The organism is Arthrobacter sp. PAMC 25486, from assembly GCF_000785535.1.
Lineage (GTDB): Bacteria > Actinomycetota > Actinomycetes > Actinomycetales > Micrococcaceae > Specibacter.
The window spans coordinates 2,126,349-2,138,796 of sequence record NZ_CP007595.1; the positions used below are offsets into that span (position 1 = coordinate 2,126,349).

Below are 12,448 nucleotides of genomic sequence, written 5' to 3' on the forward strand. Positions count from 1 at the left end.
GCAGAAGCGGCGGCCGGCGGGCCCTGCCCGGCTGTTAGTAGTAGACGGCCAGCGGGCCGCGCGGACCTTCAATGACCTGCACGGGGGTGTCAAAGACGCGACTCAGGACGTCACCGGTCATGATCTGCTCCGGCGTGCCAAATTCAACGACATTGCCGTCCTTGACCGCACAAATGTGGTCGGCGTAGTGGGCCGCAAAGTTGATGTCATGCAGCACGATGACAATGGTGCGGCCCAGTTCCGTGGCGGCACGGCTGAGCAGCGCCATCATTTGGGCTGCATGCTTCATGTCGAGGTTGTTCAGCGGCTCATCCAACAACACATAGTCGGTGTCCTGGGCCAGGACCATGGCAACGTAAGCGCGTTGGCGCTGCCCGCCGGAGAGCTGGTCAAGGAAGCGGTTTTCCAGCTCCCCAAGATTCAGGAAGTCGATTGACTGGCTGATGGCCTCTTCATCGGCCAGTGTCAGCCTGCCCTTGGAATGCGGGAAGCGGCCAAAGCCAACCAGCTGGCGCACGGTCAGCCGGGCCACGAAATGGTTTTCCTGGCGCAGCACCGAAACAATCTTGGCCAGGTCCTTGGACTTCGTGCTGGCCACGTCGTAGCCGGCAATCTCAATGGCGCCCGCATCAATGCCCAACAACCGGCCAATCATGGTCAACAGCGTCGACTTGCCTGCACCGTTGGGCCCCACCAGGGCGGTGACCCCGCCTGCGGGAATCTGCAGGTTGACCGGACCAATGGAGACCTCGCTGCTATAGCTTTTTCTAACCTCGGTCAGCGTGATCACAGGCGACCCTTTCGTAAAATGAAGAACAGGAACACGGAACCGCCAACCACTTCGATGATGATCGAGACAACACCTTCGGCATAAAAAACGTGCTTCATGACGAAGTACGAACCCGAAAGCACCACAAAGCCAATGAGCACCGCAATGGGGAAAACATATTTGTGGTCGTGGCTGTCGGCCAGCTGGTAGGCGAGCGTGGCAACGAGGAAGCCCAGGAAGGTCATGGGGCCAACCAGCGCGGTGGAGGTGGCCATCAGGATCGAGACCAGGAACAACACCCGCATCACTTCAAAACGGTGGTTCAGGCCCAGGTTCCTGCTGGTGTCGGCCCCCAACGCAACCACGTTCAGGCGCCTGGCATTGAGCAGCAGCAGGACCCCGGCGCCGAGGCACAACGGGATGGCGATGGGCAGGTAGCGCACATCCGCGTTGGACACCGAACCAAACAGGCGCGCCGTGAGGATGTCGAACTCGCTGGGGCTCAGCAGCCGTTGCATGAAGGTCGAGACGGAGCCCAGCCCGCCACCAATGATGATGCCGATCAGCAGCATGACATGGATGTTGCCGTGTTTTCCGGACAGCAGCCAGCCATACAGCGCCATGGACAGGCCCACCATGATGAGGATTTGCAGCACAAACTGCGGCACGCCCTGCACCGCCGTCACACCGGCGGCGCCCAGGAAGAACACTGCGCCTGTCTGCACCGCGATGTAGAGGGATTCAAAGCCCATGATCGACGGCGTGATGATCCGGTTGTTGGTTGCCGTCTGGAAGCTGACGGTCGCCATGGCCTGGCAGATCGCCACCACGGCCATGACAATGACGCTGGTGCCGCGCATCTGCGCAATGAGCCAGAACCCGTCGGAACCAACGGGCATGGGGTTGTCCCATGCGAGCAGCCCAAAGCCGAAGCCCACCGCCATGACCAGCAAGACACTGAGCACAATCCAATAGCGCCTGCGCGAACGGTGAGTGGGCAGGGAAGCCGAGCTGCGTTCCGGAAGGCGGGTGCCGCCGTCGTACTTCTTAAAGGGCTTCAGGGGCGAGGGAAGCCCGACTGCGGGAGTCTTGCGTTGGGTGGGCCGGGTCGAGGGAGTATCAAGCATGGCGGCGCTGCCTCAGGACCAGGGCCACGAAGACGAGGGCGCCGACGACGCCGAGAATCAGGGAGACAGGCACCTCGAAGGGCATGATGATGGTTCGTCCCACAAGGTCGCAAATGGTCACAATGGCGATGCCCAGCAGGCACACCCACGGCAGGTTCCCGCGCAGGTCATCGCCGCGGAACATCGAGACAATGTTCGGCACGATCAGGCCCAGGAACGGCAAATTGCCAACAACAACGGTGACAACGCCGGTGGCAATCGCGATGAGCCCGGTGCCCAGCAGCATGACTTGGTTGTAGTTCAGGCCAACGTTGGTGGCGACATCCTCGCCGAGGCCGGCCACCGTGAACCTGTCGGCGACGAAGAACACGGCCACGCCCACGAGGGCCACAATCCACAGCACCTCGTACTGGCCGCGGAGTACCGAGGTGAAGCTGCCGGCAAACCAGATGCCAAGGCTCTGGAGCATGTCCGTCTGCAGCGCGATGAAGGTGGAGATGGCACCGACCACGGCACCCAGCATGATGCCCACGATCGGCACCGTCAGCGACGCTTTCAGGGAGACCCGGCGCAGAAAAAGGAAGAAGATCATGGTGCCGATGAAGGCGGCCAGGACTGCCCCCGACATCTTGATCAGGATGCTGGCGTTGGGGTTGATCAGCATGACCGTCAGCAGTCCCAGTCCCGCCCATTCGGTGGTGCCGGTGGTGGTGGGTTCGACGAAGCGGTTTTGTGTCAGCAGCTGCATGACGAGTCCCGACATGGCCATGGCGGCACCGGCCAGCACCAGGGCGATGGTGCGGGGGATGCGGGTGATGGCAAACATTTCGCCACCGTCCGCACCGCCGAAGATGTCGTAGACGCCGGTGAACAGCGAGAACACCAGCAATAGGGCCACGACGGCAATGCCAATCAGCAGTTTCGGCTCAAAGAGCCTGCCCTTGCCGGGTGTTTTCACCGGGCCCCTGGCGGTGGCCTTCAGTGTTGTACTCATGCAGCGGTCCCTTCAGATCCTGCCGGCAAACAGCAAAGCAGCGGGTCCGGCATTGCTGCCGGAACCGCCACTGGGCTGGTGAAGAATATGGCTACTTGCCTTCCAGGGCGTCCGCGAAGGTGTTCAGGAATTCCGTGTAGGTCTGGATTCCCTCGTTGGTGTAGGTGTCGGCCGGCATGTAGACGATGTTGCCGTTCTGAGTGGCCGGGACGTTCTTGAGCGCCTCCGACTTTTCCAGCAGCTCGTTCGCCGGTGAGTAGCTGGCGTCATCGGCCGACACGGCCGCATCCCTGTCCATGACCAGGATCCAGTCCGGCTTGGACTTGGCAATGGCCTCGACCGAGATGTCATCACCTTGGTGGTCGGTGCTGGCATCCTTGACCTCAAGGGCCGGGGTCAGGCCCAGGATGTCGAAGAGCGGACCGAGCGTGCGCCCGGTGCCGGGGGCGGAGTAGTTAATGTTGCCGCCCGAAGCGATGACACCCATGACGGTGCTTTTCTTGTCGTAGGAGGCCTTCACCCGCTCGACGGCGGCGTCAAAGTCGTCGTTGAGCTTTTTGGCTTCTGCCTGCTTGGCAAAAACTTCGCCGAGCACGGTGGTCTGGCGCTTGAGCTCGGAATCGAACGGCTCACCGTCGCGCGGATCGAGTTCCAGCACGGTGGCGTTGGGAGCCAGCTTGGTGAAGTCGTCGTGGAACTGGGCGAAGCGCTGGCCGTTGACGATCACGTCAGGGGCAACCGTGACAATGGCTTCCAGGTTCGGTTCGCGGTGGCTGCCCAGGTCCACGATCGACGCGTCCTTCTTGTACGCGCTGCTGTCCGGCATGAGCGCCACGGCGCCGGCCTTGAGCGTGACGCCCCAGTCGGCGAGCGTCTCGAAGGTCCGGTTGTCGGTGGCAACCACGGATGCGGGCGGGGCGCTGATGGTGTGCGTGCCGTTGTTGTCCTCCACCGTTATGTTGCTGGCACTGGGGCTGGACGTGTCTGCCGGTGCCGCAGCGGAACCTCCGCAGGCGGTGAGGGCGAGCATGGCGGCTGCGGCTCCGAGTGTCAACAGGTGTTTCTTCAAGATCATCAGTCTCCAGATGCAGGTTAGCTTAGGCATACCTAATTAGGCCTGATCAAAAGCTAATACAAAATTCAATAATTGCGCAAGTTATTCGTAACGTAATCACCGTGAGGCTCGTCACACGCATCCTGCCGTTAGGCTTATTGCATGGCCCTCGACGTAATTTCCCCCCTTCTCACCCCGGCAGGATGGGAACTTTTATCCTCGCTGGGCCCGTACCGCGAAGCTGATTCCCTCAAGCTCAACGAGTCGCTGCGCAAGGCCGGCCACTCCCCCGAACTGGTCGCAGCCGCCCTAACCCAGGCGAGGCTGCGCGCCAAGGCTGAGGCCAAGTTTGGCGAGTTTGCGCAGCAAATGCTGTTCACCCAGGCCGGCCTGGAACAAGCCACCCGACTGAGCATCGCCGCGTTGCATGCACAAAGATTTACGACGGCGTCCATCACCTCCGTGGCCGACCTCGGGTGCGGCTTGGGCGCGGATTCGCTCGCCATGGCCAGCTTGGACATCAACGTCACCGCTGTTGATATGGACGAGGTCACCGCCGCGTGCACCACCGTGAACCTGATGCCGTTCCCCCATGCCCGCGTGGTGTGCGGCCGCGCCGAAGACACCGACCTGTCCGGCATTGAGGGTGTCTGGCTGGACCCGGCCCGGCGCACCACCAGCACGTCCGGAACCACCCGGCTTTTTGACCCCGAAGCGTTCTCCCCGCCGCTGTCCTTTGTTGAACAGCTGGCCGATCGGGGCCTGGCGGTGGGCGTGAAGATGGGCCCGGGCATCCCCCATGAGGCCATCCCGGCGACCGCCGAGGCCCAGTGGATCTCCGTCAACGGGGACGTGGTGGAGGCCGGGCTGTACTTCAACCGGCTGGCCCGCCCCGGCATCCGCCGCTCCGCCCTGGTGGTGGGTGTCGCCGGCATGAATGAAATCACCAGCCCGGTGTCCTACGAGCCGGGCGCACAGGATGCTGACATTGGGCCCATCTCCGGCTACCTCTACGAGCCCGACGGCGCCGTGATCCGTGCCGGGCTCGTGGCAGATTTGGCCCGCAGCATGGGTGCCCACCTAATCGACGAACACATCGCCTACCTGTGCTCCGACGAGCCGGTACACACGCCGCTGGCCCGCTGCTACAAGGTCCTTGAGGTGAAGCCGTTCAACGTCAAGGCCTTGAAGGCTTGGGTGAAAGCCACCCGGATCGGGGTGCTCGACATCAAGAAGCGCGGGATCTCCACCACCCCCGAAGAGCTGCGCCGCCAGTTGCTGACAGGTTCAGGCAAGGGCCCCAACAAGGCCACGCTGGTGCTGACGCGCATTGGCGAGGACCGCGTGGCCATCGTGGTGGAGCCCCACGGCTTCAACGGCGCCTGACCGAACCTGCATACATACAAACGCTCCTGCACTTGTGGGGCACTTTCCTCCCAACGCTCCTGCAGTTGTGGGGCACTTTTCCTGAACGCTCCTGCACTGCTTTGCGCGAGCGGGGTCCCTAGCCAATTCAAGCGCAGGAGCATTCGTCAAAACCCACCCACAAGCGCAGGAGCGTCTATGGGGCGCGGGAGAACGCTGAGGCTTCGCGCACCAACTCGGGGCTGGGCCGCACACCCGTGTACAGCACAAACTGCTCCTCGGCCTGGAGGGCGATGACCTCGGCGCCCGTGATGACGTGCTTCCCCGCAGCTCGGGCCGCCTTGATCAGCGGAGTTTCGGCGGGAAGCGCGACGACGTCGAACACCACGTGCGCCTGCGCCACTAGGGCGTCGCTGAAGGACTGCGCCGACTCGTCGGCCCCGGCCATGCCCAGCGGCGTGACATTGATCAGAACTTCCGCACCGGAGTCCCCCGTCTCAGCCAGCCAGGCAAAACCGTACAGCGCGGCAAGCGCCCGGCCCCGTTCCTCGTTGCGGGCCACAATCGTGACATTCGTGAATCCGGCGTCGTGCATGGCAGCGGCCACAGCCTTGGCCATGCCGCCTGAACCACGCAATAAAACGCTGGATGCCGGGTCAAGGCTGTGCTCCACCACCAGCCGGGCGATCGCGAGGTAGTCGGTGTTGTACGCGGTGAGCACGCCGTCGGTGTTCACGATGGTGTTGACCGAATCGATGGCGGACGCGGAGTCATCCATGACGTCAACGAGGGCGATGACGTCCTCCTTGTACGGCATGGAAACGGCAGCACCGCGAATGCCGAGGCCGCGCACACCGGCGATCGCCTGGGCGAGGTCAGCAGGTGCGAACGCCTTGTAGATGTAATTCAGGTCCAGGGCGTCGTACAGGTAATTGTGAAAGCGCGTGCCAATGTTGCTGGGACGCGCGGCGAGGGAAATGCACAATGACATGTCTTTGTTCAAAATAGGCACCCCTCAAGTGTGCCCCATATCCTGAACTACAATCAGAAGGCAACCGGCGTCCTGCCGCCTTGCAGCCATGTTTTAAACAGTGCCAAGGGGGCGTCGCCCGTGAAGATTGACTTCGCGAAATCTGAGCAGTCAACGCTGGGCCTGGAATGGGAAATTGCGCTGGTTGACGCCGAATCCGGCGAATTGGCTGCCCGCGCCGACGATGTCTTTGAGAACATTGAAGCCGCCCACCCCGGATCCATGGCCTCCGGTGAGCATCCCCACATCAAGGGTGAGATGCTGCAGAACACTGTTGAGTTGGTCACAGGGGTCTGCCGCACAGTCGCCGAAGGAACCGAGGACCTGCGCCGCAACCTGAACGTTTTGCGCGCGGCGTCCGCACCCTTGGGCCTGGAACTGCTCAGCGCCGGCACCCACCCCTTCAGCGACCCGCGCACCCAGGTCGTCACCGACAAGGAACGCTACGCGAAGCTAGTCGACCGCACCCAGTGGTGGGGCAGTCAGATGCTCATTTACGGCGTGCACGTCCATGTGGGCCTGGATCACGTTTCCAAGGCCATGCCGGTTCTGGACGGGCTGGTCAACTACTTCCCGCACTTCCAGGCGCTCTCCGCCTCCTCCCCGTACTGGAACGGCGAGGACACCGGATACGCCTCGCAGCGGGCACTCATGTTCCAGCAGCTGCCCACCGCCGGGCTGCCGTTCCAGTTCCCCGATTGGGCCGCCTACGAGTCCTACGTCCAGGACATGTTCACCACCGGTGTCATCGATGCCCCCAACGAAATCCGCTGGGACATCCGCCCCGTGGCGAGCCTGGGCACCATAGAAATGCGGATCTGCGACGGCATGTCCACGCTGGAGGGAATTGGTGCCATTGCGGCCCTGACCCAGTGCCTTGTGGAAGACTTTTCAAATACCTTGAACGACGGCGGCACCATCCCCACCATGCCGCCGTGGCACGTCCAGGAAAACAAGTGGCGTGCCGCCCGGTACGGCATGGACGCCATCATCATCCTGGACGCAGCCGGCAAGGAACAACTCGTCACCGAGCACACGGTTGAACTGTTGAACAAGCTGGAGCCGATTGCGGCCAAGCTTGGCTGCGCCGACGAGCTGGCGAACGTTGAAAAAATCATTGCCGCCGGCGCCAGCTACCAGCGCCAGCGCCGTGTTGCGGCCGCCCACGGTGGCGAGCTGCGCGCCGTCGTGCGTGAATTGGTTGCGGAGATGGCCAGCAACTAGCCTGCTCGGCTCCCTGGCGCCGGAAATTCTTAGAAAATTCTTAGACGGCGTGCGGGACAGTGAGGGAAAGCTTCACTGCCCCGCAACCCAGGAGTCGTCCATGCCGCCGCTGCCCACCCACGGAAACCCCTACCCCTCCACGCACGACGCCGGACCGGCCCACCGTACGCGCTTGGCCGTGCTGCCGCAGCTGCCCTTTTGGGGGCTGTGGGTGGCACTCCTCTCTGCCGCCGTTCTGGTGCTTGGTTTTTCCGTCACCAGCACGCCGGGCTTCACCGCCAGCGAGTTTGGTGTTGACCAGGAACTGAGCCGAAACCATGTGGGCCTGCTGACGGCTGTCGCCATGACCCTGGACAGGGCGTTTTCTCCCATCGGCGGAGTCGCCATCATCGCCTTGGTGTGCCTGCTCCTGTTTTTTGTCCGCAAGTCGCCCGTCAACGCGATCGCCTTTGGCGGCATCGCGGCCTCGGGGTGGCTGGCCAGCCAGTTCTTCAAGGTTGTGGTGGAACGTCAGCGGCCCAACCCGGCGTTGCTCTTTGACCCGCTCGCGCCGGAGACCGGTTCCAACAGCTTCCCGAGCGGGCACGTTGCATTGGCTGTGGGTCTGGCCTGGGCGTTCTGGTTCTTGTTGCGGAAGACCCGCTGGGCCCGTCTGGCCGTGATTCTTGGCATCCTGGTTCCAGTGGTGGTGGCCTGGTCAAGGCTGTATGTCGGCGTGCACTACCCCACGGATGTCGCCGCCTCGTTCCTGGCTGCGAGCGCTGCCGTGTTCTTGTTCGCGGGCGTGTGGAATGCGGCCTTGGCTTGGGTGATGTCCAGGTTCGACCTCCCAGCGCGCCTCGTCCCTGTCACTCCGTCCGGGCGGACCGGCCTCCCGGTCCGCCCCACGGTGCTGAGCGGCCTCCCGGCCGACGGGTCTACGCTGGAACGTGGGAGCAATACTTCTTCAACCCACCCGAAACACTGATCGAGGCTTGCCTTGCTGCACCCCATTGCGTTCGCCCTTCCCCACGCCGTCCCTGCCGGGCTGCTGGCAGTCATGGATCCGGCAGCCCTCCTGAGCGGGCTGGGACCGGCCACTCTCGCTGTCGTCGCGTTGATCGTCTTCATCGAATCGGGACTCCTGTTCCCGTTCCTGCCCGGTGATTCACTGCTTTTCACGGCAGGCCTGCTGCACAACCAGCTCAACCTGTCCCTCCCGGTGCTGATCGGCGTCGTGGTGCTGGCCGCCGTGGCGGGCGACCAAGTGGGCTACCTGCTGGGCCGGAAGTTTGGCCGCCGCTGGTTCAAGGACGACGCCCGCATCCTGAAAACCAAGTACCTCACGGAGACGGAGGAGTTCTTTGCCAAGCGCGGCGGCTGGGCCATTGTGCTGGCCCGTTTTGTCCCCATCGTGCGCACCTATGCGCCTCTCGTGGCGGGCGTGGCGAACTACGACCACCGCAAGTTCACGCTGTGGAACATTGCCGGGGCCGTGGGCTGGGCCGGTTCCATCACCTTGTTGGGAACGTGGCTGGGCCACTACGAAATTGTGGCCAAGAACATTGACGTGATCGCCGTCGTGCTGGTCCTGATTTCCGTGCTGCCGGCCATCATCAGCTTCCTGGTCAAGCGCCGCGCCGCAGCATCACTACCTTCCACGCGGGATGGGGAGTCAACGGGAGACAATAATGAACATGCACAACCCTGACCTCCCGCGACTGCTGCTGGTGGAGGACGACCCCGTCCTGGGTCCGCTGATTGGCGAGCTCCTGGCCGATGACTACCGTGTCCAGTTGGCGCCCGACGGGCAAAAGGGCCTGCACCTGGCCCTGACCGAATCTTGGGATGCCATGGTGGTGGATCGTGGGCTGCCAGCCATGGACGGCCTGGCGCTAGTCGCGGCTCTGCGCCGCAAAGGCATCGCCACCCCCGCCCTTATCTTGACCGCGCTGGGTGCCACGTCGGACAAGATTGACGGGCTCGACGCCGGAGCGAACGACTACATGTCCAAACCCTTTGATGCCGGTGAGTTGAGGGCGCGGCTACGCGCCATGACCCGGAGTTTCGCGCCTGCAGTGGCGCTGGTGGACGTGGGTGGCTGGCTTTTTGATCCCACCAACCGTTCGCTGCGCTCGCCCTATGGGGAGCATGTGGGCTTGACGGCGAAAGAGAGCGAACTGCTGGCCCTGCTGGCGGCCAGCCCGGAGAGGGTGTTCACCCGGGCGGAACTGCTGGAAAGCCTGTTTCATCCGGAGGATTCGCCCAGCGTCATTGACACTTATGTGCACTACCTGCGCAAGAAGGTGTCCAAGTCGCTGGTCCGCACCGTGCATGGCCTGGGCTATCAGATCGGGGACGGCGCATGAACTCCGTCAAGACAGGCCAAAGGCAGCCCTCCCCCGCCCTGCGGCGCGCCGCCATCACGGTGGGCATCAGAATTGCCGCGGCTATCGCGTTCATGGTGGTTGTGGTCATCATCGCGGCGGCCGCCTATATGCTCTATGTCTCCCGCCATCCGGAGGTGGCGGCTTCGGACACCTCCGCCCGCGTGTATGTCGAATCGAACGACATGCTCAAGGCCATGATCCTGGCCGGATTTGCCGGGATTCTCGCGGCCGGCGCCATTGGCTGGCTCAGTGCCCGCAGCGCCATTGCGCCTCTCGGGCGGGCGCTTGAGTTGCAGCGCCGCTTTGTCCAGGACGCCAGCCATGAACTGCGCACACCGCTGACCATCCTCGACACCCGCGTCCAGCTGGCCGAGGCCAAGGTGGAGGCCGGGAGCGACGCCGCCCGCATTCTGGGCCAGGTCCGTCAGGACACTGCCGCCCTGACCGCCACCGTCCAGGAGCTCCTGCTCGCCGCCACGGGTGAGGCGGAAGGCCCCGCTGAACCCATTGGAGTCGTCCCGGTGGTGCAGGAGGCGGCCGCGAGCCTGCGGGATGTCGCGGCTTCCCGCGGCGTGCAGCTGGAAACCACGGACGACGGCGGCCCCCGGGTCCGCATTCAGGCCAACAGTTTGCGCCGGGCTGTCCTGGGCCTCGTCGACAACGCGCTGAACCACACCCCTGCAGGCGGCAGCATCTCGGTGGCTGTGGTGCGGTCCGGGCGGGGCGTGTCCATCACGGTGCGCGACACCGGAAGCGGCATCACCGGCATCGACCCGTCCCGGGTATTTGACCGCTTCGCCCACAGCACCAACCCTCCGGCCGGCGGCCGGCGCAGCTACGGTTTGGGCCTGGCCCTGGTCCGTGAGATCGCGGTCGCCGCTGGCGGAACCATTGAAGTCTCCGAGACCGGCCCAGGAGGAACCACCATGGTTCTCACACTGCCAGCCGCCTAACCCCTTCCTCCCTCCCTTTCCAAACGCTCCTGCACATACGGGGCACTTTTCCCCAACGCTCCTGCACATACGGGGCACTTTTCCCCGACGCTCGAAAATTGTCAAGCTGTGTGGAGTCACTAGGCTATTTTTTGGGGTTCTTCGGGTTTGGGGAGGTTGATCCCTACGTGTTGGGCTGGGGCTGGTGTGGTGGGTCGTTGGCGGAACCTTCCTGGGTTTTGTTCGTAGTATTCCTGATGGGTTTTGTCACGTTGGTTCCAGAGCTCTTTCCAGGATCCGTCGTGGACTTGTGCTGGTGAGAACAAGGCGATGCCGGAGTGTTTATGGTCGGTGCTGTACCAATGCACGTAGTCGGTGAGGTACTCTCTGGCGGCCTCGAGGCTTTCGAAGATTCGCGGGTAGTTGGGCCGGTATTTCATGGTCCGGAAACCAGACTCACTGAAGGGATTGTCGTTGGAGACGTAGGGCCGGTTGAAGGTGAGTTCCACGCCGTGGGCGGTGAGCGCGTCACGAAGCAGGTGTGACTTCATGGCAGGGCCCGAATCCGCATGGACCACTTGCGGGGCGCCGTACCGGGCGATGGCGGCCTCGAACATCTTGACGGCGAGGTGGTCCGCCTCGCGTTCCTCGATCCGCCAGCCGACGATCTCCCGGGAGTAGATATCCATGATGGAGTAGACCTTGAAAACCGTTCCCTGCCACTTGGAATAGACGTCGGTGATGTCCCAGGACCAGACCTGGCAGGGGCCGGTGGCCTTGAGAACGGGCTTCTCAGCGGTGCCGCGTTTGCCGCCGCGTTTGGTCGGGACTGTGGGGCGTGCGTTCTGGTCCTCGTACTCTGCCGCGATCCGCCACCAGGTGCGGCGGGAGGCGATCATTACCCCGTTGTCCCAGGCCGTGGCGAAGGAATGATCCACGGAGTTGTTCTTCTCCCAGCCGGCCAGGATGAACTCAAGAATCCAGTCCTGATGGATGGTGCTGATCCGGCTTTCATAGGCCCGGTCCCCCTGGTGGATGGGGTTCTGGACGCCTGGGCGGGGATTGAACCTGTAGTGCCAGGTCCCACGCGATACACCCGCAAGTTTCAGGGCCGTCCGCTGGGAACCGGTGACCTCTTTCAGCTCCAGGACGAGAGTGTTCTCAGCGGCTATGAACGCTTCTGAGCGCTCGTCGGGGGCGTATCGGGCTCTGGCACGTTCAACTCGTGCAAGAGCCCTATAGCTTTTCCCAGTGCTGAATTTGACCCTTCTAGCTCAGCAATACGCTTCTGGAGTTTTTCGACTTCGACACGATGGGCGGCTATCTCTTTCGCGCGTGCTTTTTCAAACGCGGAGAGTTCACGATTTGTTGGGACCATACCTCCATGCTCTCGCGGAATCAGGCCCCGGTCGATATCTCCCTGGACCACCATCGTGCGCCATCTGCGGAAGATCCATTCGGAAATCGAATGCGAGGCAAGCCACTCCCTCCGTGACCCATGCGGCTGCAAATAGTACTCATGCACGAACTCACGGATCTCTTCACGGGTAAATCCCTTGTTATCAACGGCCACGGTCGGCTCCT

General features: G+C 63.0%; 14 protein-coding genes. 7 read left to right on the forward strand and 7 right to left on the reverse strand.

The features are described 5' to 3' along the window. Positions 1-34: 34 nt before the first annotated feature. The 4 genes from art_RS09740 to art_RS09755 form a co-directional block, all read right to left on the reverse strand. The gene (locus art_RS09740; protein ID WP_038464542.1) at positions 35-790 is read right to left on the reverse strand and encodes an ABC transporter ATP-binding protein; all 756 of its coding nucleotides are present in this window, start codon (positions 788-790) and stop codon (positions 35-37) included. Then, the gene (locus tag art_RS09745) at positions 787-1,896 is read right to left on the reverse strand and encodes an iron chelate uptake ABC transporter family permease subunit (RefSeq protein WP_082000225.1); all 1,110 of its coding nucleotides are present in this window, start codon (positions 1,894-1,896) and stop codon (positions 787-789) included. Before art_RS09745 ends, art_RS09740 begins: the two co-directional genes overlap by 4 nt. Continuing rightward, positions 1,889-2,890, reverse strand: coding sequence for an ABC transporter permease (locus tag art_RS09750; protein WP_052136207.1), 1,002 nt, complete (start codon positions 2,888-2,890; stop codon positions 1,889-1,891). Before art_RS09750 ends, art_RS09745 begins: the two co-directional genes overlap by 8 nt. A gap of 91 nt (positions 2,891-2,981) precedes the next feature. After that, positions 2,982-3,965, reverse strand: coding sequence for a siderophore ABC transporter substrate-binding protein (locus art_RS09755; RefSeq protein ID WP_038464546.1), 984 nt, complete (start codon positions 3,963-3,965; stop codon positions 2,982-2,984). Positions 3,966-4,106: 141 nt separating this feature from the next. Here art_RS09755 and art_RS09760 point away from each other — a divergent pair, with 141 nt between their 5' ends. Continuing rightward, complete coding sequence (locus tag art_RS09760) at positions 4,107-5,330, forward strand: class I SAM-dependent methyltransferase (RefSeq protein WP_038464549.1); 1,224 nt, start codon at positions 4,107-4,109, stop codon at positions 5,328-5,330. Positions 5,331-5,505: 175 nt separating this feature from the next. Here the strand turns inward: art_RS09760 and art_RS09765 are convergent, their stop codons facing one another. Beyond that, positions 5,506-6,321 carry a shikimate 5-dehydrogenase gene (locus tag art_RS09765; protein WP_082000226.1) on the reverse strand — a complete coding sequence of 272 codons (816 nt, stop codon included), beginning with the start codon at positions 6,319-6,321 and terminating at the stop codon, positions 5,506-5,508. A gap of 99 nt (positions 6,322-6,420) precedes the next feature. Here art_RS09765 and art_RS09770 point away from each other — a divergent pair, with 99 nt between their 5' ends. The 5 genes from art_RS09770 to art_RS09790 all read left to right on the forward strand — a co-directional run bounded on the left by art_RS09770 (position 6,421) and on the right by art_RS09790 (position 10,885). Next, positions 6,421-7,563: a glutamate--cysteine ligase gene (locus art_RS09770; RefSeq protein WP_038464555.1), complete on the forward strand. Its 1,143-nt coding sequence runs from the start codon at positions 6,421-6,423 to the stop codon at positions 7,561-7,563. 100 nt (positions 7,564-7,663) lie between these two features. Then, positions 7,664-8,530 (forward strand): phosphatase PAP2 family protein, encoded by an 867-nt coding sequence (locus art_RS09775; protein WP_082000227.1) that lies wholly within the window; start codon positions 7,664-7,666, stop codon positions 8,528-8,530. Positions 8,531-8,542: 12 nt separating this feature from the next. Then, the gene (locus art_RS09780; protein ID WP_367643776.1) at positions 8,543-9,253 is read left to right on the forward strand and encodes a DedA family protein; all 711 of its coding nucleotides are present in this window, start codon (positions 8,543-8,545) and stop codon (positions 9,251-9,253) included. Then, positions 9,240-9,911 carry a response regulator transcription factor gene (locus art_RS09785; protein ID WP_038464558.1) on the forward strand — a complete coding sequence of 224 codons (672 nt, stop codon included), beginning with the start codon at positions 9,240-9,242 and terminating at the stop codon, positions 9,909-9,911. The genes art_RS09780 and art_RS09785 overlap by 14 nt, the downstream gene beginning before the upstream one ends. Continuing rightward, positions 9,908-10,885, forward strand: coding sequence for a sensor histidine kinase KdpD (locus art_RS09790; RefSeq protein ID WP_038464560.1), 978 nt, complete (start codon positions 9,908-9,910; stop codon positions 10,883-10,885). Before art_RS09785 ends, art_RS09790 begins: the two co-directional genes overlap by 4 nt. Positions 10,886-11,004: 119 nt before the next feature. On the opposite strand, the gene art_RS09795 is transcribed toward art_RS09790, so the two are convergent. Then, a complete protein-coding gene (locus art_RS09795) occupies positions 11,005-11,802 on the reverse strand; it encodes a DDE-type integrase/transposase/recombinase (protein ID WP_082000108.1) in 798 nt (265 codons plus the stop codon). On the opposite strand from art_RS09795, the gene art_RS21655 reads away from it, so the two are divergent. Then, positions 11,794-12,048, forward strand: a complete 255-nt coding sequence (locus art_RS21655) for a hypothetical protein (protein WP_157875147.1) — start codon at positions 11,794-11,796, stop codon at positions 12,046-12,048. The two genes, art_RS09795 and art_RS21655, sit on opposite strands and share 9 nt — an antisense overlap. Here the strand turns inward: art_RS21655 and art_RS09800 are convergent. Then, entirely contained in the window at positions 12,033-12,437 is a 405-nt protein-coding gene (locus tag art_RS09800; protein ID WP_052136010.1) for a hypothetical protein, read from the reverse strand. The genes art_RS21655 and art_RS09800 overlap by 16 nt on opposite strands. Between the last annotated feature and the right edge of the window lie 11 nt (positions 12,438-12,448).

What these genes read in the sequence shown, in the direction of transcription:
- art_RS09745 (WP_082000225.1), bottom strand. Translation starts at nt 1,896, where the DNA reads ATGCTTGATACTCCCTCGACCCGGCCCACCCAACGCAAGACTCCCGCA.
- art_RS09750 (WP_052136207.1), bottom strand. Translation starts at nt 2,890, where the DNA reads ATGAGTACAACACTGAAGGCCACCGCCAGGGGCCCGGTGAAAACACCC.
- art_RS09755 (WP_038464546.1), bottom strand. Translation starts at nt 3,965, where the DNA reads ATGATCTTGAAGAAACACCTGTTGACACTCGGAGCCGCAGCCGCCATG.
- art_RS09760 (WP_038464549.1), top strand. Translation starts at nt 4,107, where the DNA reads ATGGCCCTCGACGTAATTTCCCCCCTTCTCACCCCGGCAGGATGGGAA.
- art_RS09775 (WP_082000227.1), top strand. Translation starts at nt 7,664, where the DNA reads ATGCCGCCGCTGCCCACCCACGGAAACCCCTACCCCTCCACGCACGAC.
- art_RS09785 (WP_038464558.1), top strand. Translation starts at nt 9,240, where the DNA reads ATGCACAACCCTGACCTCCCGCGACTGCTGCTGGTGGAGGACGACCCC.
- art_RS09790 (WP_038464560.1), top strand. Translation starts at nt 9,908, where the DNA reads ATGAACTCCGTCAAGACAGGCCAAAGGCAGCCCTCCCCCGCCCTGCGG.
- art_RS21655 (WP_157875147.1), top strand. Translation starts at nt 11,794, where the DNA reads ATGATCCACGGAGTTGTTCTTCTCCCAGCCGGCCAGGATGAACTCAAG.